Origin of the sequence: Leisingera daeponensis (assembly GCF_019801465.1) — a bacterium.
GTDB classification, from domain to species: domain Bacteria; phylum Pseudomonadota; class Alphaproteobacteria; order Rhodobacterales; family Rhodobacteraceae; genus Leisingera; species Leisingera daeponensis_A.
Genome location: NZ_JAHVJA010000001.1, coordinates 523,777 through 548,547, shown reverse-complemented (window position 1 = coordinate 548,547; position 24,771 = coordinate 523,777). Strand labels below are relative to the sequence as shown.

Below are 24,771 nucleotides of genomic sequence, written 5' to 3'. Positions count from 1 at the left end.
TCGGAACCGCTGCTCTCCCTCAGCGGGACGCCCTTTGCAGGTGGAAAGGCCGGAACCCTCCGGCGGGAGGCATAGTTTCAGCCTTCTTAGGCATCCAATTCGGTATCCCAGTACAGGAAGTCCATCCAGCTTTCATGCAGATGGTTCGGCGGGAACTTGCGCCCCGTATTCCGTAGTTCTTCGGCCCCCGGCCGCCGCGGAGGTTTGCGAAGCGACATCCCTGCCCGGTGCAGTGACTTGGATCCTTTCTTCAGATTGCACGGGCTGCAGGCTGCGACCACGTTTTCCCAGCTCGTCACCCCGCCAGCAGCACGCGGCACCACATGGTCGAACGTCAGTTCGCCCTTGCTGCCGCAGTACTGGCAACAGAATTCATCCCGCAAAAACAAATTAAAGCGCGTGAAGGCCACGCGCTTTTGAGGTTTCACATAATCTTTCAGAACCACCACAGACGGTATTCGGATCTCGGTACTCGGACTGTGCACCACCTCGTCATACTCCGCCACGATGGCCACCCGGTCGAGCCAGGCTGCCTTCACTGCATCCTGCCAGGACCATAGAGAAAGCGGGTAATATGAAAGCGGCCGGTAATCCGCATTCAGCACCAGCGCGGGGTGCTGTTTCAGCGCCCCTGGAGATCTGACAAACTCTGCCCTGAAATCGCCATCCATTTTTGAACGTCTTCCTCGCCCTGATCTTCCGTTTCCCGGAACCAGAGCGGGGAACCCGCCCCAGCCTGACTTTGACTATATATCGTGGTTGGCACCTGACAAGCCCCAATGATCCACAATATCTCGGCCAGTGGCTAAGCTGATTCCGTGACAGGGCCGTGACAGTTATCCACAGGTCCGGCGCGTGCGGTCCCTTGCCCTGGCGCGTCCGGCCGCATATTGCCTTGCCATGACCCGCCTGATCCGCTTCAACAAGCCTTATGACGTGCTGCCGCAATTCACCGACCGCGGCAGCGAAGACAGCCCGCGCGCCACGCTCAGCAAATACATCGACAGCCCGGGGGTTTATGCCGCCGGCCGGCTTGACCGCGACAGCGAGGGCCTGATGCTGCTGACAGACAACGGGCGGCTCCAGTCCTGGATCACCGATCCCAAGCACAAGATGGAAAAGACTTATTGGGTTCAGGTGGAGGGCATCCCCGGCGCCGAGGCGCTGCGGATGCTGTCCGAAGGTGTTGAACTCAAGGACGGAATGACCAAACCCGCCAAGGCCCGGCTGATCCCGGAACCGCTGGGCCTCTGGGCGCGCACTCCGCCGGTACGCGTCCGCAAAACCGTTCCCGACAGCTGGATCGAACTGGCGATCCGCGAAGGCCGCAACCGCCAGATCCGGCGGATGACAGCAGCCGTTGGCCATCCCACGCTGCGGTTGATCCGATACAGCATCGGCGCTTGGACCCTGGACGGGCTTGCGCAAGGCGCCTGGGAGGATCTGGAACCGCCCCGCGTGCCGGGCCCGCCGAAACCCTCGCAGAAGCCTCCGCGCAGACAAAAGGCCGCATCCCCGCGCCAAGGCAAAGGTGACAGGCCGCGCCGCCGCTGATAGCCTGCTTTCATGCAACCAGAATCCCCTGCCCCCGAAGCGATCCTGGAAGCGTCCCTTTATGTGGACGATTTGGATGCAGCTGAAGCATTCTATGGCGGGCTACTGGGACTGGAGGCCATTCAGCGGGTCGCCAACAGGCATGTTTTTTTCCGCTGCGGCAGTTCAGTTCTGCTGCTGTTCAATGCTGCTGAAACTGTGAAAGCGCCAGGAAACCCGCGCCTGCCGGTTCCGCCGCATGGTGCCAAGGGCCCGGGACATGTTTGTTTTTCTCAATCCCGCGAGCAACTGCTGCAAATGCGCAAGCGGCTGCAGTCTGCAGGTGTTGAGATCGAGGCGGAATTCGACTGGCCCAGCGGTGCCCGGTCTGTTTACTTCCGGGATCCGGCTGGGAATTCGGTAGAAATCGCTGAGCCGCACCTTTGGGCGCCTTGACCCTTCGCTCAGCAAAAACCTATCGGAACCAGACGGTTACAGCCCCAGTTTATCGCGCATGAAGGCAAGCGCCACGCTCAGCCCATCCGGGGCAATGCCATGGGCCGTGCCTTTCTGGATGTGGGCAAACACGTCTTGGAACCCGGCCTCCTGCAGCGCTTCAGCGGCTTCAGGCAGCGACTGCACCGGCACAACGTCATCCTGATCGCCATGCACCAGCAGCACCGGCATCTTGGACACGGCCTCATCCTTCAGCAGTTCCGGTGCCAGCAAGCGTCCGGAGAAGGCTACGATCCCCGCCACCGGATCCTCTCGCCGTGGTGCGACATGCAGGCTCATCATCGTGCCTTGACTGAACCCGAACAGCACCACCTGCTCAGGCAATACGTCCTCGTCCACCATCAGCGCATCCAGGAAGGCGTTCAAATCCTCAACCGCCGCCTGCATTCCGCGCATGCTTTCCTCTTCCGAGGAACCGTCGATCCACGGGATCGGAAACCACTGGAAACCAAATGGAGCGCCGGCACAGGCCTCCGGCGCGTCAGGTGCCACAAACAGGGTATCCGGCAGGTGCTCTCCCAGCGGATCCGCAAGACCCAGAAGGTCTGCGCCGTTGGCTCCGTAGCCATGCAGGAACACCACAACAGAACGGGTTTCGCCGGAGAGCGGCTCCTTGCGGCCAGCATTCAGTACACGAGTCATCGGATTCCTTCCCTGTCCTTCGCCACACGGTAATAGGCCCACAGAATGCGCGCCGCAACCGAGCGCCACGGCGACCAGGCCTCGGCGATTTGCCGCATCTCCCGCTCCTTCGGGCGCGCAGGCAGATCGAACAGCACCCGCGCGGCCTCCTGAAGCGCCAGATCGCCATGCGCAAACACATCCGCGCGGCCCAACGAGAACATCGCGTAGATCTCCGCCGTCCAGACGCCGATCCCCGGCACCTGGACAAGCGTAGCAATCACCTCCGCATCAGGAGTATTCCGCAACGCCTTGAAATCAATTCGTGCTTCCGCCAGCGCCCGGGCATAGCGGATTTTCTGGCGGCTGAGGCCGGCCGCGCGCAGGTCTTCGTCTGTTGCCCACTGAATCTTGCGCGGGCCGGTCAGTTTTGCTTCTTTCATCCGCTTCCAAATCGCATTGGCAGAAGCGACGCTCACCTGCTGGCTGACAATTGCGCTCAGCAGTTCGGCAAAACCTTCCGGCTTGCGCCGCAGCGGAAGCGGCCCGGTCAGCTCGAGCGCGCGGGCAAACCGGCTGTCCAAAGCGGCCAGCCAGTCCGCGCCTTCAGAAACGCAGGCGTCGCACTGGATGATACGGCCTGCGCCGGGCAGAAACTTTGGCTGATCTGACGCCACGTCACCCCCTCCGGCTCCGGCAAAACGGGAGCCTTCCTGTGCAGCAAGCGGCTTGCCCCGCCACATGTTCACCGCTACGCATCCCATATGAGCATGACCATGACCACCCCCAGCGACGCGGTCGCCAAGAAAAACGTTGCCATCCTGGTGCTGGCCCAGGCCATTCTCGGCGCGCAGATGCCGATGATTTTCATCGTTGGCGGCCTGGCCGGCCAGTCGCTTGCATCCAACCCCTGCTTTGCAACGCTGCCGATCTCGCTGATTGTGGGCGGCTCGATGCTGGCGGCCACGCCCATCTCGGCCATAATGCAACGCTGGGGCCGCCGCGCCGGTTTCTTCACCGGCGCAGCCTTTGGCGCCCTTGGCGGGCTCATCGGTGCATACGGGCTGTATCTCGGCTCCTTCCCAATCTTCCTTCTCGGCAGTCTGCTGACCGGCATCTACATGAGCGCGCATGGTTTTTACCGCTTTGCGGCGGCCGATACAGCGTCCGAGGGATTCCGGCCCAAGGCGATTTCCTATGTGATGGCCGGCGGGCTGGCGGCTGCTGTCATTGGCCCGCAGATTGTGAAGGCCACCAGCCAAGCCTTTGTTATTCCATTCCTTGGCACGTATTTGGCGGTGATTGCCGTGAACGTTCTGGGCGCAGCCCTGTTCCTGTTTCTGGACATCCCAAGGCCGCCTGCACCCAGTCAGGACAGCCCCCAGGGCCGCAGCCGCCTTGAGCTTCTGAAAACGCCGGTTATTGCTGTCTCTGTGATCTGCGCCATGGTTTCTTACGCGCTGATGAACCTGGTCATGACTTCGACCCCCCTTGCGGTAATGGGCTGCGGTTTCACTGAGGGCAACGCTGCCGACGTGGTCACTTTCCACGTCCTGGCAATGTATGTGCCATCGTTCTTCACCGGCCATCTGATCGCCCGCTTCGGAGTGGAGAAAATTGTCGCCGCGGGTCTCGTCATCCTCGCAGGCGCCGGCGCAGTAGCGCTCCAGGGCGTGGAACTGGAAAACTTCTTCATTGCCCTAGTTCTGCTCGGCATTGGTTGGAATTTCGGCTTTATCGGCGCTACCACGATGCTGGCGGGTGCCCATGACAGCCATGAGAAAGGCCGCATGCAAGGGCTGAACGATCTTCTGGTATTTGGCGGCGTGACCATGGCCTCTCTGGCCTCCGGCGGTCTAATGAACTGCTCCGGCGGCAATCCGGTTGATGGCTGGAATGCGGTCAACATGGCGATGGCGCCCTTCCTTGTGCTGGCAGGCGGCGCGCTGATGTGGCTGGTGATGCGGCCCAAGGAGGCCTGACAGGTCCAGTCCGGAAACACGGACAAATTCAAAAAAGAGCGCCCAAACGGGCGTCCTTCTTTACGGCGTCTCCTTACCAGCGGCCAGAGACCGCCCGCCGCATCAAACCCGCGCGGCGCCGGAACTCGCTCAATCCTAGGGCCCCCTGCGCAACCCGCTCGGGTTCTCGGATGGCCTGTTTCAAAACCGCTTCCGCCTGCCAGCCTGCGAGCAGCGCTGCCCCGGCTGGCTTCGAAACAGCCGCCCTCGAAAAACGTGCTTCTTTTAGTTTTTTCAACCCCTTTCGCGCCAAAGCTTGCACACCTTCCAAGGTGCCATCCAAAAGCGGAACCCGCTTCTGCGCCTCCAGTTCAGGGATCGCGCGCAGCCAGCTGGCAACACCCGCGCCATAGCCGAAATTCCTGACCACTGCTTCCTCCGCCGGCCCCAAGGAAGCTGCCGCCATCCACATCAGAGAACCGCTGGTGAAGTCGATGTAGCGGTCAAACTCCGTCTCATCTTCAAAAGGGTCGTTGTAAATGTCCCAGCGCCGCGCCTCTGCCATCCCATCGATACAGGCGGCCAATTCGGGCCTCAGAAGCCGGGAAAGCGGCGTCGCAACATAGTGGCGGCGGACCGGCTTCCCCTCGGCGATCTCCGCCCCGACATCGCGCCACCACTGCACCCGCATCTCGGCAATCATGCTCTCCTGGCTGGCCCAGGGCGCCCGCGCCAGTTCTATATTGAAGGCATACAATGCAAACAGCAGCGGCCGCGCCGGAACCGGCGCAGCCATGGTGGCAAGAAACCGGTCCGGATCGCTTTTCTGCACCAGGTCCGCGCAAGCGGTCAGATCGGTGTCAAACAGCATCCGCCTGCCCGGCTCCGCTGTCATGGATCAGCTTCCAGCGGATTGCATCCAGCAGCGCCTCGAAAGAGGCATCTATTATGTTCGGGCTGACGCCGACCGTGGACCAGCGATGGCCTTGGCTGTCCTCACTGTCGATGATGACCCGCGTGACCGCCTCCGTGCCGCCCTGTGTGATACGCACCTTGAAGTCCACCAGCCGCATGTCCTCGAGCTGCGCCGAATAGCGCCCAAGGTCCTTGCTCAGCGCCCGGGCCAGCGCGTTGACCGGACCGCGGTCGCTGCCGGTTTCGTCCAGCGACTCGCTGACGGACAACCGTTTTTCGCCGTCAACCTTCACCACCACAACCGCCTCGGACAGGCTCACCATCCGGTTGTACTTGTTCTTGCGCCGCTCAACGGTGACCTTGTAGCGCTTGACCTCAAAAAAATCCGGCAACTGGCCCAACTCTTTGCGCGCCAGCAGTTCGAACGAGGCCTGCGCGGTGTCGTAGGAATACCCCTCCGCTTCGCGCTCCTTGATCCGCTCTAGGATCCGGGCCAGCGCCGGGTTGCCTTTGTCGACGGTCAGCCCTGCATCGGTCAAACGCTTGCGCAGGTTCGACTGCCCGGCCTGGTTCGACATCGGGATCACCCGCGCATTGCCGACCTTGCCAGGCTCGATGTGCTCATAAGTGGACGGGTCTTTCAGGATCGCACTGGCATGCAGCCCTGCTTTATGGGCAAAAGCCGAGGCCCCCACATAGGCTGCCTGCCGCACTGGAACCCGGTTCAGGATATCATCCAGCATCCGGCTGGTCCGGGTCAGACCGGCCAAGGCTTTTTGGCTTACGCAGGTTTCGTACTTGCTGGCATAGGGCTCTTTCAAAAGCAGCGTCGGGATCAGAGCGGTCAGGTTTGCATTGCCGCAGCGTTCACCCAGACCGTTCAGAGTACCCTGGATCTGCCGCGCCCCGGCATCCACCGCCGCCAAAGAGCAGGCCACGGCATTTTCTGTGTCGTTATGGGTATGTATGCCCAATTTCTCACCTGAGATACCGGATCCGACCACCTCGCCGACGATCCGATGGACCTCCGCCGGCAGCGCTCCGCCATTGGTGTCGCACAGCACCACCCAGCGCGCCCCCGCCTCCAGCGCCGCTCGGCAGGCCGCAAGGGCGTATTCCGGGTTGTCCTTATATCCGTCAAAGAAATGCTCGGCATCAAACAGCGCCTCGCGACCCTGGGCCACAATATGGGCGACCGAAGCGCGGATGCTCTCTAGGTTCTCTTCCAGCGTGATCCCCAGTGCATGGGTCACGTGGTAATCATGGCTCTTGCCGACCAGGCACACAGCCCGGGTTCCCGCGTTCATCACCGCGGCCAGCACATCGTCGTTTTCCGCCGACCGGCCTGCGCGCTTGGTCATGCCGAAAGCGGTCATGGTGGCACGGGTCCGCGGCGCCTCCTCAAAGAACGCGCTGTCGGTCGGGTTGGCCCCCGGCCAGCCGCCCTCGATATAGTCGATGCCCAGACCGTCCAGCGCCTGCGCGATCTGCTTTTTCTCTTCGGTGGAGAATTGCACGCCCTGAGTTTGCTGCCCGTCACGCAGGGTTGTGTCGTAAAGATAGAGGCGCTCTTTGGCCATCAAAGCGCCTCCAGCCTGTCGGGGTCGAACCCGGCGCCCGGCACCAGTTCCACCCCGGCCTTGCTCATCCGTACTTCCAGTCCCGCTTCGACAAAGGCCGCCTTCAGCTCGTCGACTTCCGAAAAGTTCTTGCTTTCCATAGCCTTCTGACGGGCTTCGAACAGCTTTGCCTCATATGCGGAAAGGTCGATAGAAGGTGCAGACGCCCACGCGCCCATGTCTTCGGTCAGCAGCCCCAGCATTTGTGCCGACGCCAGCAGCCCGGCGGCATCGCCCGCTGCTGCGAGCTTGTGCAGCTCGGCGATTGCACCCGCGGAGTTCAGATCATCGGCCAGTGCATCCAGCACCGCGGCGGCAGCACTGGGCGCGGGTTCGATGCCCGCGGTCAGCGCCCGCCACTTGCGCAGCGTCGCCTCAGCTTCCTTGGCCTTCTTGTCGGTCCAGTCCATCGGCTTGCGGTAGTGAGTTTGCAGGAACACCAGCCGGATCACCTCACCGGGGTAGCCCTGGTCCAGCAGGTCGCGCACGGTGAAGAAGTTGCCCAGTGATTTGGACATCTTTTTGCCTTCCACCTGAAGCATCTCATTATGCAGCCAGAAACGGGCAAACTCTCCTTCCGGGTGTGCGCAGCAGCTTTGCGCGATTTCATTCTCATGGTGCGGGAACATGAGATCGTTCCCGCCGCCGTGAATATCGAAAGTCTCGCCCAGCAGTTCATAAGACATTGCGGAGCATTCGATGTGCCAGCCGGGACGCCCGCGGCCCCAGGGGCTGTCCCAGCCCGGCAGGTCATCGGTGGAAGGTTTCCACAGCACGAAATCCATCGGATTTTTTTTGTAAGGCGCCACCTCGACCCGGGCACCGGCGATCATGTCATCAACGGAACGCCCCGACAGCTTGCCGTAAAGCTCCTTCCAGCTTTCGACGGCAAACAGCACGTGGCCCTCCGCCGCATAGGCATGTCCCCTCGCGATCAGATCCTCGATCATCGCCACCATTTGCGGGATGAATTCGGTTGCCCGCGGCATGTGGTTCGGCTCCAGCGCGCCAAGCTCGCCCATGTCATCCAGAAACCACTGCGTCGTCTCGGCGGTAATGTCGCCGATCGCACGACCGCTCTCGGCTGCGCGGGCGTTGATCTTGTCGTCGACGTCAGTGAAGTTCCGGGCGTAAGTCACTTGTTCAACGCCATAAACCTCGCGCAGCAACCGGTAGAGAACATCGAACACCACCACCGGCCGCGCATTGCCCAGATGCGCCCGGTCATAGACAGTGGGGCCGCAGACATACATCCGCACGTTGCTGGCGTCGACCGGCTCAAAGACCTCTTTCTTGCGGGTCTTCGTGTTCTGCAGCTTGATCACTCTGTCCATGGTTCCCATGCCTGGTTCCTTTCGCATGCCCAGCCGAACACGGCAGGCATCACCCGTTGCGCACTGCGCGGGCTTAGCAACTTGTCAGGGAAATGAAAACGACAGAAACCAGCCCGCTGATATGTCAGCAGGTAATGCAGCAGATAGTGGCGGTGCATTTTTGGCTCATGCAGGCTGCTTAGCACGGGGCAACGGCTCCGCCAAGTCTTTTGGCAGCCTTCAAACAGCAGAGGCCGCCCGGCCTGCCTTGGGTACAGAACGGGCGGCCAGCGGCGCGGCGGAACAGGAGTGCCGCGCCGGTGTCTATGTCCATTTAGAACTTGAAGGACGCACGCAACGACACAGAGGTAGCGTCCGCGCCGACGCCTGAAGAGCCGAACTGGTCAAAGTCGTGCTCCAGCACTTCACCGCCGATCTGCCACTGGTCGGTCACCTGGTAGGCCACACCGACGCCGTAGAAATCGCCGGTTTCGCTGCCCAGCGAGCTGTCAGCTTCAGCCACACCGCCGGTCACATACGCCAGCACCCGGCCGAAATCATAGCCGGCTTTCACCTTGGCGCGGGCCACCGAGTCGACTGTTGCACCGCCGCCCAGATCCAGGTCTGTCGCGTCATAGTCCAGTTCGCCGCCCAAAACAAAACGGCCAAAATCATAATTATACCCGGCATGAACACCATAAGCGGTGTCATCGCCGGAGGCACCGTTGCTGGCATCCGCGTCCAATTGGCCAACCTGACCACCCAGATAGAAACCGGTCCAATCGCCGCCCTCATTGACCACTACCGGAGCGGGTGCCGGCGCAGGTTCGACCACCGGCTCAATCAGATTGCCGGCAAAGGCCGCACTGCCCATTACGGTTGCGATGGCTGTCATAGCTACGAAACGAGTCATTTAGACTTCTCCTTTTGCAGTCCCGGCGCAAGTTGTGCGCCGTTGACGCCTACAAAAGGTTTTAGTCTGGCAGTTTCCAGTACCGCAGAACTCACAGCTTCTGACTTGGCGGTGACTGGCCGAAAACGCGCGTCCGCTTGCGCTTTTCCGCCGGAATGCGCGGGCGGAAATTTGCCAAGCCATTGAAAAAAGGTCCTGCCTTTCCTAGCACCATCCACTCTGCCACGCGGGAGACAGTCAAAAGCGGAACGCAGCACTCACGGCCAGAGTTTGGCCGCGCAGACTGACGCTGCCATCCTTGGCTCCCGCCTCATGATGCAGTATTTCTCCGGTCAATTGCAGTGCGCGGTTCAAAGACACCCGCATCCCGAAACCGAACAGCGACCCGTGACGGCGGCCGCTGGATGCCTCGGCCTGCAGCCCGCCGACAGTTACAAATCCCGTTGCAGGCCCAAAGTCATAACCAGCATGCAGGCGCAACTGATGCGTCTCTTCAGCCAGATCGGCGCGCGTCAGCGGTCCGTTCTGCCCGGTTGCCAGCCTGCCGCCGATAATGACCCCGTCGGAATCAAGGCCATAGCCGAACTCAAAGGCCTGCGCCTCGTTTCCAGAAGCATTTTGTGAAACATGCGACACGGAAGTTATAAAGGGCTGCACAGGATCTTCAGCAACAACGGGTGTTCCGGGGAATGCGGCAAAGGTGAGCGCTGCAGCAACTGCTTGGCAGAGTTTGGTCTTCCTAACCATCGGCATATGGCTGTGCCTTCCTGCAATGCACCATTCAGCGCGCCATCCCCCTACCCCCTAGTATCAGCAACAATGCTTAATATTTCGTTCCCGGGGTCAGACTGCCAACAGGCCTTCAAGGCGTGAACCGTAAATTACAGCGGCAGTTGCGTCAAAATTTCTAAAATTTAACAATCCACTGCACCAAAAACCCTCGCCCTTCAGGCATCGTGAAAAAAATGTCGCATTTTTCACCCAGGTCGTTATCGTGCTAGAAACATCGCAAACGCATGCCACACTGCCGGGAAAGTCACAGGAGTCCGCATGCAGGAAGAACGAAGCCTAGTCAGCCTCATCTGCCGCACCATTGGCGCGGCGCGGGGCCGTGCAGCCAGGGGCCGGCCGCACTGAGTTGAAATTACCAGATTTCCACTCACAACCTCCTGAAAGGCTCCTTGAATGAACGATCAAGCCTCCTCCACCCGCGCAGCCCGCAGCGGCGGGCGCAACGCGCGCCGTGCCGCCCGTGCCGCAGCCCTGCCGGAGCACCTGCGCCCGGTCCGCCCCGGCATGGAATCCACCGCGCTGAAACTTCTCAGCCAGGCAGATATGGAAAAGATCCACGAGGCCGCACTCACGGCACTGGAAGAGATCGGCCTGGCCGACGCCCCGCAAAGCGGCATCGATTACCTGACCGCCGCCGGCTGTATCCTGGGCGATGACGGCCGCATCAGGTTTCCCCGCGCGCTGGTCGAGGACACCATTGCCAAGGCAAACCGCTCCGTGACGCTGTACAGCCGCGACGGAAAGAACGACCTGCAGCTCTCCGGCGGCCGAGTGCACTATGGCACCGCCGGCGCCGCAGTCAGCATGGTGGACGTGCATGGCCGCGTGTACCGCGACTCCACCGTTCAGGATCTGCATGACGCCGCCCGCATCTGCGACCAGCTGGACAATATCCATTTTGTCCAGCGCCCGATGGTCTGCCGCGATATTCCCGATAATAGGGAAATGGACCTGAACTCCATCTACGCGACCACCGCCGGCACCACCAAGCATGTTGGCGTGTCCTTTACCGAGCCTGCCTTTGTGAAGCCCGGCCTGGAGCTTCTGCACATGATTGCCGGCGGCGAGGACAAGTGGCGCGAGCGGCCGTTCGTTTCGAACTCCAACTGCTTTGTTGTACCGCCAATGAAATTCGCCACCGAGTCCTGCGAGGTGATGGAGGAGTGCATCAAAGGCGGCATGCCGGTCTTGTTGCTGTCTGCAGGTATGGCGGGTGCCACTGCACCATCAACCATCGCCGGCGCAATCACCCAGGCGGTTGCCGAATGTCTCGCCGGATTGGTTTACGTAAACGCCGTAAAGCCCGGTGCACCGGCGATTTTCGGAACCTGGCCTTTCGGGTTGGACCTGCGCACAGGAGCGATGACAGTCGGCTCCGGCGAACAAGCGCTGCTGTCCGCGGGCTGCGCGCAGATGCACAAATTCTACGATCTGCCGGGCGGCGCGGCGGCTGGCGCCTCGGATTCTAAATTGCCGGACATGCAGGCCGGCTGGGAACAGATGTGCTCTGCGGTTATGGCCGGCCTCTCAGGGCTGAACATGGTTTATGAGGCCGCGGGGATGCATGCCTCGCTGCTGGGCTTCTGCCTGGAATCGCTGATCCTGGACAACGACCTTCTGGGCCAGGCGCAGCGCTGTGTCCGCGGCATCGAAGTGAATGACGAGACCCTGGCCCTGGACCAGATGCGCGCCACTTGCCTGGGCGGACCGGGCCACTACCTGGGCACCGATCAGACCCTCAGCCGGATGCAGGTGGACTATGTCTACCCGGCTCTCGGCGACCGTACTTCCCCCAAGGAATGGGCGGAGCGTGACAAGCCTGATCTGATTGCCAAGGCCACCGCGAAGAAGGAGGAAATCCTGTCACAGCGGGCTGCTGCACGGTTTGATGCCGCGACCGACATGGCCATCCGTGAAAAGTTCAACATCCACCTTCCGGCCTGACACCAGCAGAAGCACAACTGAATCGGGCCGGAATTTCCGGCCCGATTTCGTTTTTTGTTGTGACCGCCACTTCCCTGCCGAGACATCTGCGGTCGCTGGACGCAGATCCTGAAAATTTTCTTAACCTGCACCTTGCGCCCGCCGAACCAAAAAGTTAACATATTGTAAAACATCAACAATTGCAAGATTATCTGACCAAACCAACCGGCCACCTTGCGTTTATGCGTACGCATTTTTGCCAAGCGCATTTTGCGTTTTCGCAAATTACTGCAGGTCAGAACTTCGTGCGGCAGTTCAGCTTTGCAGGAATGCTGAGCTCCGCCCCAACCAACGGCCGATTTTGAAGCTTTGCGATTTCGCAAGATGATCGTCAAAAAATCATCCGCGGCGCAAGAAAATCAGCAAAATTAACTGAAACCGTTAACCAATCCCAGGAGGGCGGGGGCAAGCAGGGCTGAGGCAACAAGACCTCCAGCCGAAACCGTGTTAACGAAACGCCCGGGCTCCGGCGGTGAGTTCAGAAGCGGGCGCAGGCTCCAATCCTTTGCGGAATTAACTCTCTGCCCCACTGCTGCAGCTTTGCAAAGCGATATTGCAAAACTGCAGCGCGGTACATTCTTCCCGCGCTGCAGTTTCAAATCAGAAAAACGCCTGCAACCCAGTTTGAGCGCGGCCCAGGATCAGCGCATGGACGTCGTGGGTGCCCTCATAGGTGTTCACGGTCTCCAAGTTCACCATGTGGCGGATCACGTTGAACTCCAGGCTGATACCGTTGCCGCCGTGCATGTCGCGGGCCATCCGGGCAATCTCCAGCGCTTTGCCGCAGTTGTTGCGCTTGATGATCGAGACCATCTCAGGTGCCGCATTGGCCTCATCCATCAGGCGGCCGACGCGCAGCGAGGCCTGCAAGCCCAGAGTGATCTCGGTTTGCATGTTGGCTAGCTTCAGCTGGAACAATTGGGTGTTTGCCAGCGGCCGGCCGAATTGGGTGCGGTCCAGCCCGTACTGCCGCGCGGCGTGCCAGCAGGCCTCAGCCGCGCCCATGGCGCCCCAGCTGATGCCGTAGCGGGCGCGGTTTAAGCAGCCGAACGGACCTTTCAGCCCTTGCACGTGCGGCAGCAGCGCATCTTCGCCAACCTCGACGCCATCCATCACGATCTCCCCCGTGATCGACGCGCGCAGGGAGGCCTTGTTCTCGATCTTCGGCGCGCTCAGGCCCTTCAGCCCCTTGTCCAGCACGAAGCCGCGGATCTTGCCGCCATGCGCTTCTGACTTGGCCCAGACCACAAATACGTCAGCGATCGGCGCATTGGAAATCCACATCTTGGATCCCGTAAGCCGATAGCCGCCTTCAGTTTTTTCCGCCCGGGTCTTCATGCTGGCAGGATCGGAACCGGCATCCGGCTCGGTCAGGCCAAAGCAGCCGATCCATTCGCCGGTGGCCAGTTTCGGCAGGTATTTCTGGCGCTGCTCCTCGCTTCCGTATGCGTAAATGGGATACATCACCAGTGAACTTTGCACCGACATCATCGAACGGTAGCCACTGTCGACGCGCTCCACTTCGCGCGCCACCAGCCCATAGGAAACATAGCCGCCGCCGAGGCCGCCGTACTGCTCCGGAATAGTGGTACCCAGCAGACCCATTTCGCCCATTTCACGGAAGATTTCCGGATCGGTTTCCTCGTTTTCATAAGCGCTTAGCACACGCGGCTGAAGTTTTTCCTGGGCATAGGCGCGGGCGGAGGCAGAGATCATCCGTTCGTCTTCGGTCAACTGGTCCTCGAGCCGCAACGGATCCTCCCAGTTAAAACGGCCCAGGTCAGGAGCATCTTTGGCGCGCAGTGCGGGTTTGTCGGTCATCATGTCACCTCAATGGTTCTCGATTTCGCCAAACCCTAACGGCAGGTGAACGGAAAAAACAGCGAGACTTTCGCAAGAATACATGACAAACACTCATACATGTCCGTGCCTCGCAAATTCCTCCCGTCCATCTCCTCCCTGCGCGCGCTGGAAGCGCTCGACCGTTTGGGCAGCGCTTCCGCCGCGGCCGAGGAACTTGCACTCACGCAAGGTGCCGTCAGCCGTCAACTCCAAACGCTGGAACGGCAATTGGGGATGGAACTTGTGCAGCGGGACCAGAAGCGGCTGCTGCTGACCGCCGAGGCGCAGGATTACGCGACGGAGATCCGGCAGGCGCTGAACCAGATCGTGCAATCCACCCTGCGCCTGCAGGCCGCACCGCTGGCCGGCACGCTGAACCTGGCCATTCTTCCTGCCTTCGGAATGCGCTGGCTGATGCCTAGGCTGCCGGAATTCTCCCGGCTGCACCCCGACGTGACGATCAACATGGCAACCCGGCTGGAGCCATTCAATTTCTCCACGGAACCCTTTGATGCTGCGCTTCATTTTGGGAACGCTCAATGGCCCGGCACACAATCCCTTCTGCTCAAGCATGAGCAACTGTTGCCGGTCTGCGCCCCGCAGATGCTAGAGGGCCGTGCCGTTTCAGGCCCTGAAGACATAATGAAATTTCCGCTGCTGCACATTCAAACCCGGACCTCCGCCTGGCGGGACTGGTTCAACCGGAATGGGATCGTTGAAGGCGACGGAATGAGCGGTACGATCTATGATCAATTTGCAACCATCACACAAGCCGCTCTGCACGGCCTTGGGGTGGCGCTGATGCCGGATTATCTGGTGGAACAGGATATGGCGACGGGCCGCTTGGTGGCGCTGCACCCGGAGCCGCTGGAGTCCGCCGGGGCCTATTACCTGGTCTGGCCGGAGCGGAAATCAGACGCACCGGGTTTGTTGAAGTTCCGGGAGTGGCTGGCGGGTCAAGCTCAGCCGGAAGATCCGCTGCCGCGCTGACCGGCGGCAGCGAAACAAGGGGACACGCGCGCACTGCCTGTCCCCCGTGTTGCTTGGTCAGCCGAGCGCGTAGCCGGCCCCGCGCACGGTGCGCACCGGATCGCTGCCGCCATGCTGGGTCAGCGCCTTGCGCAAGCGGCCGATGTGGACATCCACGGTTCGGGTATCGACATAGATATCGCGGCCCCAGACCCGGTCCAGCAGCTGCTCGCGGCTCCAGACCCGGCCCGGTTTTTCCATGAAGGTGGAGAGCAGACGGAATTCCGTCGGCCCCAGCTTCAGCGGATTTTCGGCGCGGCTCACCTTGTGGGTTTCCGCATCCAGAACGATGTCGTCATACTCCAGCCGCATGCCGACGGTGGACGGCCTCACCCGGCGCAGCTGGGTTCGAACCCGGGCCATCAGCTCAACCACCGAATACGGTTTCACCACATAGTCGTCGGCGCCGGTCTCCAGGCCGCGAACCTTGTCCACTTCCTCTGACCGGGCCGACAGCATGATCACAGGAATGTTGCGGGTCTCAGGACGCGTCTTGAGCCGGCGGCAGACTTCGATGCCGCTGAGGTTGGGCATCATCCAATCGAGGATGATGATATCAAGCATGTCTTCTTCGACGAGCAGCAGGGCTTCCTCGCCATCCTTGGCTTTGAGCACGCGGAAGCCGTCGGCTTCGAGATTGTAGGCCAGCACTTCCCGCTGCGCCATTTCGTCTTCGACAACAAGAACGGTGGGCTGATCGGCAGCCATCGGTCAGATCTCCTGCGGTGTGGTCGAGGTGGTGTCGGCTTTCTTGCGGTCTTCCTCCGGCTTCTCGCCGGTCACCAGATAAATCACCTGCTCGGCGATCGATGTGACGTGATCGCCCATGCGCTCAGTGTTTTTTGCGATGAAATGCAAATGCATACAGGCCGAAATGTTGCGGGGATCCTCCATCATATGGGTCAGGAATTCGCGGAACAGGGCATTGTACATCTGGTCCACGTCGCGGTCGCGGGCAATCACGTCGGCAGCCAGCTCAGCATCACGCTGGATGTAGGAATCCAAGGCGTCCTTCAGCATCAGCTCCACTTCGCGCGCCATCCGGCGCAGAGCGGCGGCGCCTTCGCTGATGTTCGGGCCCTGGGCCAGGACGCCGGTGCGCTTCGCCATGTTTTTCGCATAGTCGCCAATGCGTTCCAGATTTCCGGCGATCTTCATCACCGACAGCACCAGCCGCAGGTCCGAGGCGGTCGGCGACCGCAGGGCGATCAGCCGCGCAGTTTCCTCGTTGATCAGTTCCTCCAGCCCGTCGATGGCCTTATCGCCCTGGCGCACGGTCAGCGCCAGTTCCTCATCTCGGGTTTCCAGCGCACGGGCGGCTTCGCGGATGGCGTCCTCGACCATGCCGCCCATTTTCATGATCCGTGCCTGAATTGCCTCCAGGTCGCGGTCGAATGCGGATGCAATATGCTGCTCTACCATGTTGATATTCCTATAGATCAGCCGATCCGGCCGGTGATGTAGCTTTCGGTGCGCGAATCTTCAGGGTTGGTGAAGATCTGGCCTGTGGGACCGAATTCCACCAAGTTGCCCAAGTGGAAAAAGGCTGTTTTCTGGCTGACCCGCGCGGCTTGCTGCATCGAGTGCGTGACGATCACAACCGAATAGGACGCGCGCAGCTCGTCGATCAATTCTTCCACCTGCGCGGTGGCGATCGGATCCAGCGCCGAACAGGGTTCGTCCATCAGCAACACCTCGGGCTCAGTCGCGACGGCGCGAGCAATGCAAAGACGCTGCTGCTGGCCACCGGACAGGCCGGTGCCGGGTGCATCCAGACGGTCCTTCACCTCATTCCAGATCGCACCGCGGCGCAGGGATTTTTCAACGATTTCATCCAGTTCCGCCTTGTTCTTCGCCAAACCATGGATGCGCGGCCCGTAGGCCACATTGTCATAGATCGACTTGGGGAACGGGTTTGGCTTCTGGAACACCATGCCGACCTTTGCGCGCAGCTGCACCGGGTCGACGCGCTTGTCGTAGATGTCCTCGCCGTCCAGCAGGATGTCGCCCTTCACGCGGCAGATGTCGATGGTGTCGTTCATCCGGTTCAGGCAGCGCAGGAAGGTCGACTTGCCGCAGCCCGACGGGCCGATAAAGGCAGTGACGGTCTTGTCCTCGATCTCGACGTTCACGTCTTTGATCGCGTGGCTGTCGCCGTAGTAGACGTTCACGTCCTTGGCAGCGATTTTGATTTTCTGAGTGTCCACGGTCTTATCCATCAAGGTCATGTCGTTCATGAGTATGCCCCCTTACCAGCGGCGTTCAAAGCGGCGGCGCAGGATCACGGCAAGCGTGTTCATGGTCACCAGGAAGATGAGAAGGATGATGATGCCGCCCCAGGCGCGTTCATAGAACGCCGGATCGGCACGTTTTGCCCACTCGTAGATTTGGGCGGGCATGGCTGAATTCGGCGCCAGCAGGCCGTCAGCGAGGGTTTCCGGCGCATTGGAGGCGATGAAGCCGACCATACCGATCAGGAGCAGCGGCGCAGTTTCCCCCAGCGCCTGCGCCAGGCCGATGATGGTGCCGGTCAGGATTCCAGGTGCGGCCAGCGGCAGCACGTGGTGGAACACCGCCTGCATCTTGGAGGCGCCGACACCGAGGGCGGCGTCGCGGATCGAAGGCGGCACCGATTTCAGCGAGGCGCGGGTGGAGATGATGATGGTTGGCAGGGTCATCAGCGTCAGCACCAGTCCGCCCACCAGCGGTGCCGAGGTCGGCAGGTGCATGTAGTTGATGAACACCGCCAGGCCCAGGATACCGAACACGATTGACGGCACCGCTGCGAGGTTGGAGATGTTCACCTCGATCAGGTCGGTGAGCCAGTTCTGCGGCGCGAATTCCTCAAGATAGATCGAGGCCGCGACGCCGATCGGCAAGGCCAGCGCCAGAACCACCAGCATCATGAACAGCGAGCCCAGCATGGAAACGCCGATGCCGGCGGCCTCGGGGCGGGCGTCGGAGGCGTCAGCGCCGGTGATGAAGTCAAGGTTGAAAGTCTTCTCCAGCACACCAGCCGCTGCCAGCGCATCAACCAGGTCGAGCTGCGCGGGCGAGATATTCTTGTCGTTCTCGATGCTGTCGCGGCTGACACGGCCTTTCATGTAGCCATCCACACGGCCTGAGGCGAGGAAGCGGAACTCCACCGTCTGGCCAATCTGGTCCGGGTTGGCGATCACGTAGTCGCGCAACTGGGCGGCGACGTCTTTTGACAGGATGCCCGCCAGCTCCTTGGGCTTAAGGCTCGTTTCAATGCCGTACTCCGCAACTGCGGCCTCCATCGCGGCCTTGATGATCGGGGCATAGCCGAAGGTGGTGACCTTCTTGATGTCCTCGATGTCGCGGTTGCCTTTCTTGTCAAGCTTTTCCTCCAGCAGCTCGACCTTCAGGGTCACGAAGGTCTGCTGGAAGGCACCGGTGCCCTTGCCAACAATCGTGGTCACCAGGATCAGCAGCATGATCAGGCCCGCGGTAATGGCTGCGATGCCATAGGCCTTGAACCGGGCCTCAGACGCGTTGCGTTTCTTGGTGCGCGGCGTCTTCTCCAGCAGCGAACCGCCGTGTTTGCGGGGCTGCGGGGCTGCGCCTGCGGGGGATTGGCTCAGGTCAGTCATTATTCATACTGCTCCCGGTATTTGCGCACGATGTAGAGCGCCAGGACATTCAGGCCGAGGGTCAGGACAAACAGAGTCAGGCCCAGGGCAAAGGCAACTAGGGTTTCGGGGCTGGCAAAATCAGTGTCCCCGGTCAGCTGGCTGACGATGCGGGTGGTGATTGTGGTCATCGAATCCAGCGGGTTGATCGAGAACTTGGCGATCGCCCCTGCCCCCATCACCACGATCATGGTCTCACCGATGGCGCGCGAGGCGGCCAGCAGCACCGCGCCAACGATGCCCGGCAGGGCTGCCGGCATCACGACCTGCCGCACGGTTTCGGATTTTGTGGCGCCAAGGCCCAGAGAGCCGTCGCGCATCGCCTGCGGCACTGCGTTGATAATGTCATCTGACAGCGAGGACACAAAGGGGATCAGCATGATTCCCATCACCAGCCCTGCGGTCAGAACCGAAGTGGCGCCTGCCATCCATTCAACGCCCAGCAGCCCGCCCTTGGCGAACAGATTGGCCAGCGCCGGCCCCACGGTCAGCAGCGCAAACAGGCCGTAAACGATAGTCGGAATGCCCGCGAGGATTTCCAGCAGTGGCTTGGCAAAAGAACGCACCGCGCCGCTGGCGTATTCAGAGAGATAAATTGCGGCAAACAGGCCCACCGGCACCGCCACTAGAAGCGCGATGAAGGAGATGTAGAGCGTTCCCCACAGCAGCGGCAGGATAGACAGTTCACTGTCACCGCGGAAGTTGGGCGCCCAGGTGGAGCCGAAGAAGAAATCGGTCCAGGAATGCAGGCCGAAGAAATTCCTGGTTTCGAAAAGCATCGACAGCACGATGCCGACGGTGGTGAGGATCGCCAGCGAAGCTGCCAGGATCAGCAGCGCCAAAACCGCGCGCTCAACCACGTTGCGGGCGCGGAAGTCCTTGTGAGTGCGGGCGTAAGCCCAGAAAAAACCGCCAAATGCCAGCAGCGCCACAACCGCAGTCATGATGGTGCGGCTGGTGTTCGACAGGTTGCGGTAGGCCTGAGCGGCGCTCAGCACCTCGGGGCGCACGCTATCGCCCAGTGCCACGCCGACCTCGCCCATCAGCCCGCGCAGATCCTGTTCGCCAGCGATGGCATTCCGGGCCTCCTTGGGTGTCAGCAGCCCCTGCTCCACCGCCAGGTCCAGCCCTTCGGCGACGCGGCGCACATCGCTCATCACCAGGCCAAGCGTGGAGGTTTCCGGAACCGCCTCAGCCGGAATCATGCCGGAGACGCGGGTTTCTATGAACATCGGCTGCGCCAGCAGCCAGATCGCCAGCGCCCCGACAGCCGGAACAAAGGCTGCAAGCGAAACATGATAGCCGTAGTATGCAGGCAGCGAATGCAGTTTTTTGACGTCACCCCCGGCGGAGACGACCGCGCGGCGGCGGCCGCCGTAGAAGCCGACAGCAGCGAGCGCAAGCAGGAGGGCGACAAGCCAGAAAGTGGGCATGAAAAGCTCCGGTTTAGGCGGTGGCGTAGGTTTTGCGGCAGCCCTGCCGCAGAAAGAAAGCGCCGGGGCGGATCTCTCCGCCCCGGCATTGTTCAAGTCACGCGCGGGGCGATTAGGAGTTGCCGCCCATCACAGCTTCGCTGGAAACGGCTTCCTGAGTGTCGGCCAGTTCCGGATCCGCCACCAGGCCGTACTCGGCCAGCGGGCCATCGGGGCCTGCAACCTCGTCAGCGACGAAGAATTCCGCGTATTCCTTCAGGCCCGGGATCACGCCGATGTGGGCTTTCTTGACGTAGAAGAACAGCGGGCGGGAGACCGGGTATTCGCCGGTCGCGATGCTCTCGGTCGAGGGCACAACGCCGGACATGGTTGCGACCTGCAGCTTGTCGGTGTTGTTCTCGTAGAACGCCAGGCCAAAGACGCCGATGCCGTCCTTGTTGGATTCGATCCGGGCGAGGGTTTCGGTGTAATCGCCGTCGATGTCGACCGACTTGCCGTCGGTGCGCAGGGCGATGCAGGCTTTCTCGGCAGCTTTCTTGTCACCGCCGCTGGCTTCTTTGAAGGCTTCAAAGGCGCCGGTTTCCTCGCAGCCGGCCAGGATGACCTTGTCTTCGAACACTTCGCGGGTACCGTGCTTGGTGCCCGGAACGAAGGCCTGGATGTCGACGGCCGGGAAGTCGGCGTTCACGTCAGCCCAGGTGGTGTTCGGGTTGTCGACCAGCTCACCGTCGACCAGCACTTTGTCGGACAAGGCCAGGAACCAGTCGGCCGGGGTGAATTCGAAGGAATTTGCACCGCTGTCGGACGCGAACACGATGCCATCATAGCCGATGCGGACTTCGATGATGTCGGTTACGCCGTTTTCGGCGCAGGCGGCGATTTCCTTGTCCTTGATTTTGCGCGACGCGTTGGCGACGTCGATGGTGTTTTCGCCGACACCTTCACAGAAGCGCTTGAGGCCAGCGGAGGAGCCGCCGGATTCCACAACCGGGGTCGGGAAGTCAAAGTTCTCGCCAAAGGCTTCTGCCACGATGGAGGCGTAGGGCAGAACGGTGGACGAACCGGCTACCTGAACCTGGTCACGCGCGGCGGCTGCGGTGGCGGAAACGGCGGCGATTGCCAGGGTGGAAGCGGTCAGTTTCACAAAGGACATTTGTGTCTCCATGAGTTTCATAGTTCGATCACCCCCTCGATGATCATGCTGCCTCTCCTAGGGGCCGCTGATGTGGCTTTTGTGACACCTATGTAACAGCTTCATGACAAATCCGGAAATCGCCGAAAAAAATCTGAAACAATCGGCCTGGCTGCCTCCGGTTTACCGGCCCCGGCTGTTCCGGGTACTGCAAGGAAGGGAAATCTGTAATCCGGAACAAGCTCATTCTGGCAGAATAACTGTGAATACCGCCCCTTGCCCCAATTCGCTTTCGACCCGAAGCCGGCCACGGTGCCGGTTGACAATGTGCTTGACAATAGCCAGCCCCAGACCGGTGCCGCCCATTTCGCGGGAGCGGTGACTGTCTGCACGGTAGAACCGTTCTGTCAGACGCGGCAGGTGAATGGCGTCGATACCGGGACCATTATCGATCACCTGAACGCGGGCAGCGGGTGCGCGAACCGCCGGATCGCGCTCGGTATAGGTCAGCACCACACGAACCTGGTCGCCGCCGTATTTCACAGCATTCTCCACCAAGTTGGTGAACACCTGCTGCAACTGGTCGGGATCACCGGTGACAAATACGGGCTCATCCGGCGCTTCCAGCACCATCGTGGTACCGCGGGCCTCTGCCACCGGTGTCAGCGTCTTGAGGGTGGAGGCCAGATGGCCGGTCAAATCCACCTTTTCCCTGGGGCGCACACGTTCTTCGCTTTCCACCCGGTTCAGCGACAAGAGATCGCCGACCAGGCGGTTCATCCGGCTGGCCTCTCCCTCCATGATTGTCAGGAACCGGTCGCGGGCGGCGGCGTCTTCCTTGGCCGGGCCGCGCAGAGTTTCGATGAAACCGATGAGCGCGGTAAGCGGAGTGCGCAGTTCGTGGCTGACGTTGCCAACGAAATCGCGGCGCATCTGTCCGGCCTGCTCGCGTTCCGTGATATCTTCGAAACAAGCCAGAACCGCACCGCCCGCCACCGCGCCGATGCCGGGAACGTAGCGCAGGGTAACAGAAAAGGTCGTGTCCTGGGCGCCGTCGTTGGACAGGTGCCGCGCAGAACGGGATTCCCTGTCATGAAGGCACGCTTCAATGGCCGCGGCAACACTTGGCTGGCGCAGGATAGTGGCAAAATGGCGCCCCTGGATCCCCTGCCCCAGCAGCGCTTCGGCGGCGTTGTTCACCGCAATAAACCGTTCGGTCTGGTCCACCAGCACAGCCGGCATCGGAAGGGCTGCCAGAAATCCGTCAATCAGTTCGGTTGTCATCTGTTCCCCGCGGTTGAAGGTCCGGCTTGCTTAACTCCGCCGTGTAAACCTGTTGTGGCAGCAACCGTGCAAACAGCGCAAAACCGGCGCCGTACCGGCGGTCAAAGCGGCCTCAGGTCCTTCCGGAACCGGCGCATGTTGTCCTGATAGAGCAGCGCGCTTTGGGTGAGCTTTTCGGCCAGCGCTTCGTCCACCTGGCGCACCACCTTGCCGGGGCTGCCCATCACCAGCGAGTTATCCGGAATTTCCTTGTTCTCGGTAATCAGCGCACCCGCTCCGATCAGGCAGTTCTTGCCGATCTTTGCACCGTTCAGGATGGTTGCGCCCATGCCGACCAGGGTGTTTTCACCGATGGTGCAGCCGTGCAGCATCGCTTTGTGGCCGATGGTGCAGTTCTTTCCGATGGTCAGCGGATAGCCGGCATCGATGTGCATCACTACGTTTTCCTGCACGTTGGTGCCTTCGCAGACGCGGATTTCCTCGTGGTCGGCGCGGATAGTGACGCCGAACCAGACGGAGGAGCCCGCCTCCATCACCACTTTGCCGATCAGGTTGGCATCGGGTGCCACCCAGGTGTCTTCGTGGATTTGCGGCCGGTGCGCGCCAAGAGCGTAAAGAGTCATGACTGTTCCTCGAACTGGGTTTGCAGAGCGCGCACATGCTCCTGCAGCTTGGGCTGCTGGATGCGGCGCATGCGTTCGGCCTCGACGATGGTCTTCAGCTTGGCCTCGGTCTCGTCCAGATCATCATTCACCAGAACATAGTCATAATAGCCCCAGTGGCTGATTTCGTCCCAGCTTTTCATCATCCGTTTGGCAATCACCTCGTCGCTGTCCTGGGCGCGGGTTTCAAGGCGGCGGCGCAATTCGGCGATAGACGGTGGCAGAATGAAGATCGACAACGCATGCTTGCCGAGGTCGGAATTGCGGATCTGGATCTCGCCCTGCCAGTCGACGTCGAACAGAACGTCCTCGCCTGCCTCGATTGTGTCTTTCACCGGTCCTGCGGGCGAGCCGTAGAAGTTGCCGAAGACGTGGGCGTGCTCCAGCATGCCGCCTTCCGCAACCTTCTGCTTAAACTCCTCTTCGGACATGAAATAATACTCGCGTCCGTGCTTCTCCCCCGGGCGCGGGGCGCGGGTGGTCGCAGAAACCGAGAATTTCAGGCCCGGATCCCAAGCCATCAAACGCCGGGCCAGCGTGGATTTGCCTGCCCCCGAAGGCGAAGAGAGGATGATCAATAGGCCGCGGCGGTCCGCCATATGGGCACTCCTTTTCTTATTCTATGTTCTGCACCTGCTCGCGCATCTGGTCGATCACGGTTTTCAGCTCTAGCCCCACCGCAGTCAAGCCAGCATGCTGAGCCTTGGAACACAGCGTATTGGCTTCGCGGTTGAATTCCTGCATCAGAAAATCAAGCTTTCGCCCCACCGCGCCGCCCTTGACCAACAGACCGCGCGCCGCGGCGATGTGGGCTCCCAGGCGGTCAAGCTCCTCGGTCACATCGGCCTTTACGGCGATCAGCGCCAGTTCCTGGGCCACCCGGTCCGGATCGGCGCCGTCTGCGTTGTCCAGCACCCGCGCCAGATTGGCCTTGAACGTCTCTGCCATTTTTTCCTTGCGCTCCCCGGCGCGCTCGCCGGCCCGGACCGTCAGCGCAGCAACCTGCTCAAGCTGGGCGTTAAGGATTTGGGCAAGCGCGGCACCCTCCGCCTCGCGCATCTGAACGAATTCGGCCACAAGGCTTTCCAGTTCCTTGCTGAGCGTCGCGACCAGCGGCGCCGGATCATCGTCGCCTGCAGATTGCTCCAGCACGCCCTTGAAGGACAAAAGTTCCGCTGCGGATGCGGGATTAACCTCTACCCTGTTCTGCCTGGCTATGGACTGCGCCTCTGCCAGCGCTTTCACCACCGAATGCAGCACGGCGGTGTTCACCTGCACCTGCCCGGCGCTGTCTTCGGAACGGGTGATGCGCAGGGTAAGCGAGACATTGCCACGCGCGAGTGATTTTGACAGCACCGATCGGGTCAGGGTTTCAAGGCCCTCTAGCCAGTCCGGCACCCGAAGCCGGATATCCAGCCCCTTGGCATTCACTGACCTCAGCTCCCAGCTCCAGCTGTGCTGTTCGGAGCTGCCCTGTGCCGAGGCAAAGGCGGTCATGCTGCGGATGGTCATTGGGAGCCCCCTGGTCGCTGGTGATTGATCAGCTCTACTGCCTTGAAAGTACAGGGTG

24 protein-coding genes are annotated in these 24,771 nt (G+C 61.1%); 5 read left to right on the top strand and 19 right to left on the bottom strand.

Annotated elements, in window-relative coordinates; all coding sequences use genetic code 11:
* Nucleotides 1-86: 86 nt before the first annotated feature.
* The gene (locus tag KUV26_RS02665; RefSeq protein ID WP_019297838.1) at nt 87-671 is read right to left on the bottom strand and encodes an HNH endonuclease; all 585 of its coding nucleotides are present in this window, start codon (nt 669-671) and stop codon (nt 87-89) included.
* Between the two features lie 229 nt (nt 672-900).
* Between KUV26_RS02665 and KUV26_RS02660 the strand changes: the two genes are divergently transcribed.
* Together KUV26_RS02660 and KUV26_RS02655 are read left to right on the top strand one after the other, a co-directional pair.
* Nucleotides 901-1,554 (top strand): pseudouridine synthase, encoded by a 654-nt coding sequence (locus KUV26_RS02660; RefSeq protein ID WP_222507220.1) that lies wholly within the window; start codon nt 901-903, stop codon nt 1,552-1,554.
* A gap of 12 nt (nt 1,555-1,566) precedes the next feature.
* The gene (locus tag KUV26_RS02655) at nt 1,567-1,989 is read left to right on the top strand and encodes a VOC family protein (protein WP_222507219.1); all 423 of its coding nucleotides are present in this window, start codon (nt 1,567-1,569) and stop codon (nt 1,987-1,989) included.
* Between the two features lie 36 nt (nt 1,990-2,025).
* Here the strand turns inward: KUV26_RS02655 and KUV26_RS02650 are convergent, their stop codons facing one another.
* Nucleotides 2,026-2,691: an alpha/beta hydrolase gene (locus KUV26_RS02650; RefSeq protein WP_222507218.1), complete on the bottom strand. Its 666-nt coding sequence runs from the start codon at nt 2,689-2,691 to the stop codon at nt 2,026-2,028.
* Complete coding sequence (locus tag KUV26_RS02645) at nt 2,688-3,434, bottom strand: DNA-3-methyladenine glycosylase family protein (RefSeq protein WP_261399709.1); 747 nt, start codon at nt 3,432-3,434, stop codon at nt 2,688-2,690. The genes KUV26_RS02650 and KUV26_RS02645 overlap by 4 nt, the downstream gene beginning before the upstream one ends.
* On the opposite strand from KUV26_RS02645, the gene KUV26_RS02640 reads away from it, so the two are divergent.
* Nucleotides 3,435-4,652 carry an MFS transporter gene (locus KUV26_RS02640; protein ID WP_222507217.1) on the top strand — a complete coding sequence of 406 codons (1,218 nt, stop codon included), beginning with the start codon at nt 3,435-3,437 and terminating at the stop codon, nt 4,650-4,652. It abuts the gene before it with no gap.
* A 73-nt stretch (nt 4,653-4,725) separates the two neighbouring features.
* Here the strand turns inward: KUV26_RS02640 and KUV26_RS02635 are convergent, their stop codons facing one another.
* The 5 genes from KUV26_RS02635 to KUV26_RS02615 all read right to left on the bottom strand — a co-directional run bounded on the left by KUV26_RS02635 (nt 4,726) and on the right by KUV26_RS02615 (nt 10,138).
* Complete coding sequence (locus KUV26_RS02635; RefSeq protein WP_222507510.1) at nt 4,726-5,502, bottom strand: squalene/phytoene synthase family protein; 777 nt, start codon at nt 5,500-5,502, stop codon at nt 4,726-4,728.
* Entirely contained in the window at nt 5,492-7,126 is a 1,635-nt protein-coding gene (cimA, locus tag KUV26_RS02630) for a citramalate synthase (RefSeq protein WP_222507216.1), read from the bottom strand. Before cimA ends, KUV26_RS02635 begins: the two co-directional genes overlap by 11 nt.
* Nucleotides 7,126-8,508, bottom strand: coding sequence for a cysteine--tRNA ligase (gene cysS / locus KUV26_RS02625; protein WP_222507215.1), 1,383 nt, complete (start codon nt 8,506-8,508; stop codon nt 7,126-7,128). Before cysS ends, cimA begins: the two co-directional genes overlap by 1 nt.
* Before the next feature lie 304 nt (nt 8,509-8,812).
* Entirely contained in the window at nt 8,813-9,391 is a 579-nt protein-coding gene (locus KUV26_RS02620; RefSeq protein WP_222502576.1) for an outer membrane protein, read from the bottom strand.
* A gap of 237 nt (nt 9,392-9,628) precedes the next feature.
* Nucleotides 9,629-10,138: a hypothetical protein gene (locus KUV26_RS02615; protein ID WP_261399708.1), complete on the bottom strand. Its 510-nt coding sequence runs from the start codon at nt 10,136-10,138 to the stop codon at nt 9,629-9,631.
* 438 nt (nt 10,139-10,576) lie between these two features.
* Between KUV26_RS02615 and KUV26_RS02610 the strand changes: the two genes are divergently transcribed.
* Nucleotides 10,577-12,127 carry a trimethylamine methyltransferase family protein gene (locus KUV26_RS02610; protein WP_222507213.1) on the top strand — a complete coding sequence of 517 codons (1,551 nt, stop codon included), beginning with the start codon at nt 10,577-10,579 and terminating at the stop codon, nt 12,125-12,127.
* 639 nt (nt 12,128-12,766) lie between these two features.
* On the opposite strand, the gene KUV26_RS02605 is transcribed toward KUV26_RS02610, so the two are convergent.
* Nucleotides 12,767-13,987 carry an acyl-CoA dehydrogenase gene (locus KUV26_RS02605; protein ID WP_222502573.1) on the bottom strand — a complete coding sequence of 407 codons (1,221 nt, stop codon included), beginning with the start codon at nt 13,985-13,987 and terminating at the stop codon, nt 12,767-12,769.
* Between the two features lie 99 nt (nt 13,988-14,086).
* Between KUV26_RS02605 and KUV26_RS02600 the strand changes: the two genes are divergently transcribed.
* On the top strand, nt 14,087-14,998 hold the full coding sequence (locus tag KUV26_RS02600; protein ID WP_222507212.1) for a LysR family transcriptional regulator: 912 nt from the start codon (nt 14,087-14,089) through the stop codon (nt 14,996-14,998).
* Between the two features lie 57 nt (nt 14,999-15,055).
* Here KUV26_RS02600 and phoB read toward each other — a convergent pair whose 3' ends face one another.
* From phoB to KUV26_RS02550, 10 genes are all read right to left on the bottom strand, one after another.
* Nucleotides 15,056-15,745, bottom strand: a complete 690-nt coding sequence (phoB, locus tag KUV26_RS02595; protein WP_222502571.1) for a phosphate regulon transcriptional regulator PhoB — start codon at nt 15,743-15,745, stop codon at nt 15,056-15,058.
* A 3-nt stretch (nt 15,746-15,748) separates the two neighbouring features.
* Entirely contained in the window at nt 15,749-16,459 is a 711-nt protein-coding gene (gene phoU / locus KUV26_RS02590) for a phosphate signaling complex protein PhoU (protein WP_222502570.1), read from the bottom strand.
* Between the two features lie 17 nt (nt 16,460-16,476).
* On the bottom strand, nt 16,477-17,274 hold the full coding sequence (pstB, locus tag KUV26_RS02585; protein WP_222502569.1) for a phosphate ABC transporter ATP-binding protein PstB: 798 nt from the start codon (nt 17,272-17,274) through the stop codon (nt 16,477-16,479).
* A 12-nt stretch (nt 17,275-17,286) separates the two neighbouring features.
* Nucleotides 17,287-18,651, bottom strand: a complete 1,365-nt coding sequence (gene pstA, locus KUV26_RS02580) for a phosphate ABC transporter permease PstA (protein WP_222502568.1) — start codon at nt 18,649-18,651, stop codon at nt 17,287-17,289.
* Nucleotides 18,651-20,123, bottom strand: a complete 1,473-nt coding sequence (pstC, locus tag KUV26_RS02575) for a phosphate ABC transporter permease subunit PstC (protein ID WP_222507211.1) — start codon at nt 20,121-20,123, stop codon at nt 18,651-18,653. Before pstC ends, pstA begins: the two co-directional genes overlap by 1 nt.
* A gap of 112 nt (nt 20,124-20,235) precedes the next feature.
* Nucleotides 20,236-21,276, bottom strand: coding sequence for a substrate-binding domain-containing protein (locus KUV26_RS02570; protein ID WP_222502566.1), 1,041 nt, complete (start codon nt 21,274-21,276; stop codon nt 20,236-20,238).
* 222 nt (nt 21,277-21,498) lie between these two features.
* On the bottom strand, nt 21,499-22,539 hold the full coding sequence (locus KUV26_RS02565) for an ATP-binding protein (RefSeq protein ID WP_222502565.1): 1,041 nt from the start codon (nt 22,537-22,539) through the stop codon (nt 21,499-21,501).
* Nucleotides 22,540-22,640: 101 nt separating this feature from the next.
* The gene (locus KUV26_RS02560) at nt 22,641-23,162 is read right to left on the bottom strand and encodes a gamma carbonic anhydrase family protein (protein WP_222507210.1); all 522 of its coding nucleotides are present in this window, start codon (nt 23,160-23,162) and stop codon (nt 22,641-22,643) included.
* A complete protein-coding gene (gmk, locus tag KUV26_RS02555; RefSeq protein ID WP_222502563.1) occupies nt 23,159-23,800 on the bottom strand; it encodes a guanylate kinase in 642 nt (213 codons plus the stop codon). The genes KUV26_RS02560 and gmk overlap by 4 nt, the downstream gene beginning before the upstream one ends.
* A gap of 16 nt (nt 23,801-23,816) precedes the next feature.
* Nucleotides 23,817-24,713 carry a YicC/YloC family endoribonuclease gene (locus tag KUV26_RS02550; protein WP_222507209.1) on the bottom strand — a complete coding sequence of 299 codons (897 nt, stop codon included), beginning with the start codon at nt 24,711-24,713 and terminating at the stop codon, nt 23,817-23,819.
* Nucleotides 24,714-24,771: the final 58 nt, after the last annotated feature.

What these genes read in the sequence shown, in the direction of transcription:
- KUV26_RS02665 (WP_019297838.1), bottom strand. Translation starts at nt 671, where the DNA reads ATGGATGGCGATTTCAGGGCAGAGTTTGTCAGATCTCCAGGGGCGCTG.
- KUV26_RS02660 (WP_222507220.1), top strand. Translation starts at nt 901, where the DNA reads ATGACCCGCCTGATCCGCTTCAACAAGCCTTATGACGTGCTGCCGCAA.
- KUV26_RS02655 (WP_222507219.1), top strand. Translation starts at nt 1,567, where the DNA reads ATGCAACCAGAATCCCCTGCCCCCGAAGCGATCCTGGAAGCGTCCCTT.
- KUV26_RS02650 (WP_222507218.1), bottom strand. Translation starts at nt 2,691, where the DNA reads ATGACTCGTGTACTGAATGCTGGCCGCAAGGAGCCGCTCTCCGGCGAA.
- KUV26_RS02645 (WP_261399709.1), bottom strand. Translation starts at nt 3,434, where the DNA reads ATGGGATGCGTAGCGGTGAACATGTGGCGGGGCAAGCCGCTTGCTGCA.
- KUV26_RS02640 (WP_222507217.1), top strand. Translation starts at nt 3,435, where the DNA reads ATGAGCATGACCATGACCACCCCCAGCGACGCGGTCGCCAAGAAAAAC.
- KUV26_RS02635 (WP_222507510.1), bottom strand. Translation starts at nt 5,502, where the DNA reads ATGCTGTTTGACACCGATCTGACCGCTTGCGCGGACCTGGTGCAGAAA.
- cimA (WP_222507216.1), bottom strand. Translation starts at nt 7,126, where the DNA reads ATGGCCAAAGAGCGCCTCTATCTTTACGACACAACCCTGCGTGACGGG.
- cysS (WP_222507215.1), bottom strand. Translation starts at nt 8,508, where the DNA reads ATGGGAACCATGGACAGAGTGATCAAGCTGCAGAACACGAAGACCCGC.
- KUV26_RS02620 (WP_222502576.1), bottom strand. Translation starts at nt 9,391, where the DNA reads ATGACTCGTTTCGTAGCTATGACAGCCATCGCAACCGTAATGGGCAGT.
- KUV26_RS02615 (WP_261399708.1), bottom strand. Translation starts at nt 10,138, where the DNA reads ATGGTTAGGAAGACCAAACTCTGCCAAGCAGTTGCTGCAGCGCTCACC.
- KUV26_RS02610 (WP_222507213.1), top strand. Translation starts at nt 10,577, where the DNA reads ATGAACGATCAAGCCTCCTCCACCCGCGCAGCCCGCAGCGGCGGGCGC.
- KUV26_RS02605 (WP_222502573.1), bottom strand. Translation starts at nt 13,987, where the DNA reads ATGACCGACAAACCCGCACTGCGCGCCAAAGATGCTCCTGACCTGGGC.
- KUV26_RS02600 (WP_222507212.1), top strand. Translation starts at nt 14,087, where the DNA reads ATGTCCGTGCCTCGCAAATTCCTCCCGTCCATCTCCTCCCTGCGCGCG.
- phoB (WP_222502571.1), bottom strand. Translation starts at nt 15,745, where the DNA reads ATGGCTGCCGATCAGCCCACCGTTCTTGTTGTCGAAGACGAAATGGCG.
- phoU (WP_222502570.1), bottom strand. Translation starts at nt 16,459, where the DNA reads ATGGTAGAGCAGCATATTGCATCCGCATTCGACCGCGACCTGGAGGCA.
- pstB (WP_222502569.1), bottom strand. Translation starts at nt 17,274, where the DNA reads ATGAACGACATGACCTTGATGGATAAGACCGTGGACACTCAGAAAATC.
- pstA (WP_222502568.1), bottom strand. Translation starts at nt 18,651, where the DNA reads ATGACTGACCTGAGCCAATCCCCCGCAGGCGCAGCCCCGCAGCCCCGC.
- pstC (WP_222507211.1), bottom strand. Translation starts at nt 20,123, where the DNA reads ATGCCCACTTTCTGGCTTGTCGCCCTCCTGCTTGCGCTCGCTGCTGTC.
- KUV26_RS02570 (WP_222502566.1), bottom strand. Translation starts at nt 21,276, where the DNA reads ATGTCCTTTGTGAAACTGACCGCTTCCACCCTGGCAATCGCCGCCGTT.
- KUV26_RS02565 (WP_222502565.1), bottom strand. Translation starts at nt 22,539, where the DNA reads ATGACAACCGAACTGATTGACGGATTTCTGGCAGCCCTTCCGATGCCG.
- KUV26_RS02560 (WP_222507210.1), bottom strand. Translation starts at nt 23,162, where the DNA reads ATGACTCTTTACGCTCTTGGCGCGCACCGGCCGCAAATCCACGAAGAC.
- gmk (WP_222502563.1), bottom strand. Translation starts at nt 23,800, where the DNA reads ATGGCGGACCGCCGCGGCCTATTGATCATCCTCTCTTCGCCTTCGGGG.
- KUV26_RS02550 (WP_222507209.1), bottom strand. Translation starts at nt 24,713, where the DNA reads ATGACCATCCGCAGCATGACCGCCTTTGCCTCGGCACAGGGCAGCTCC.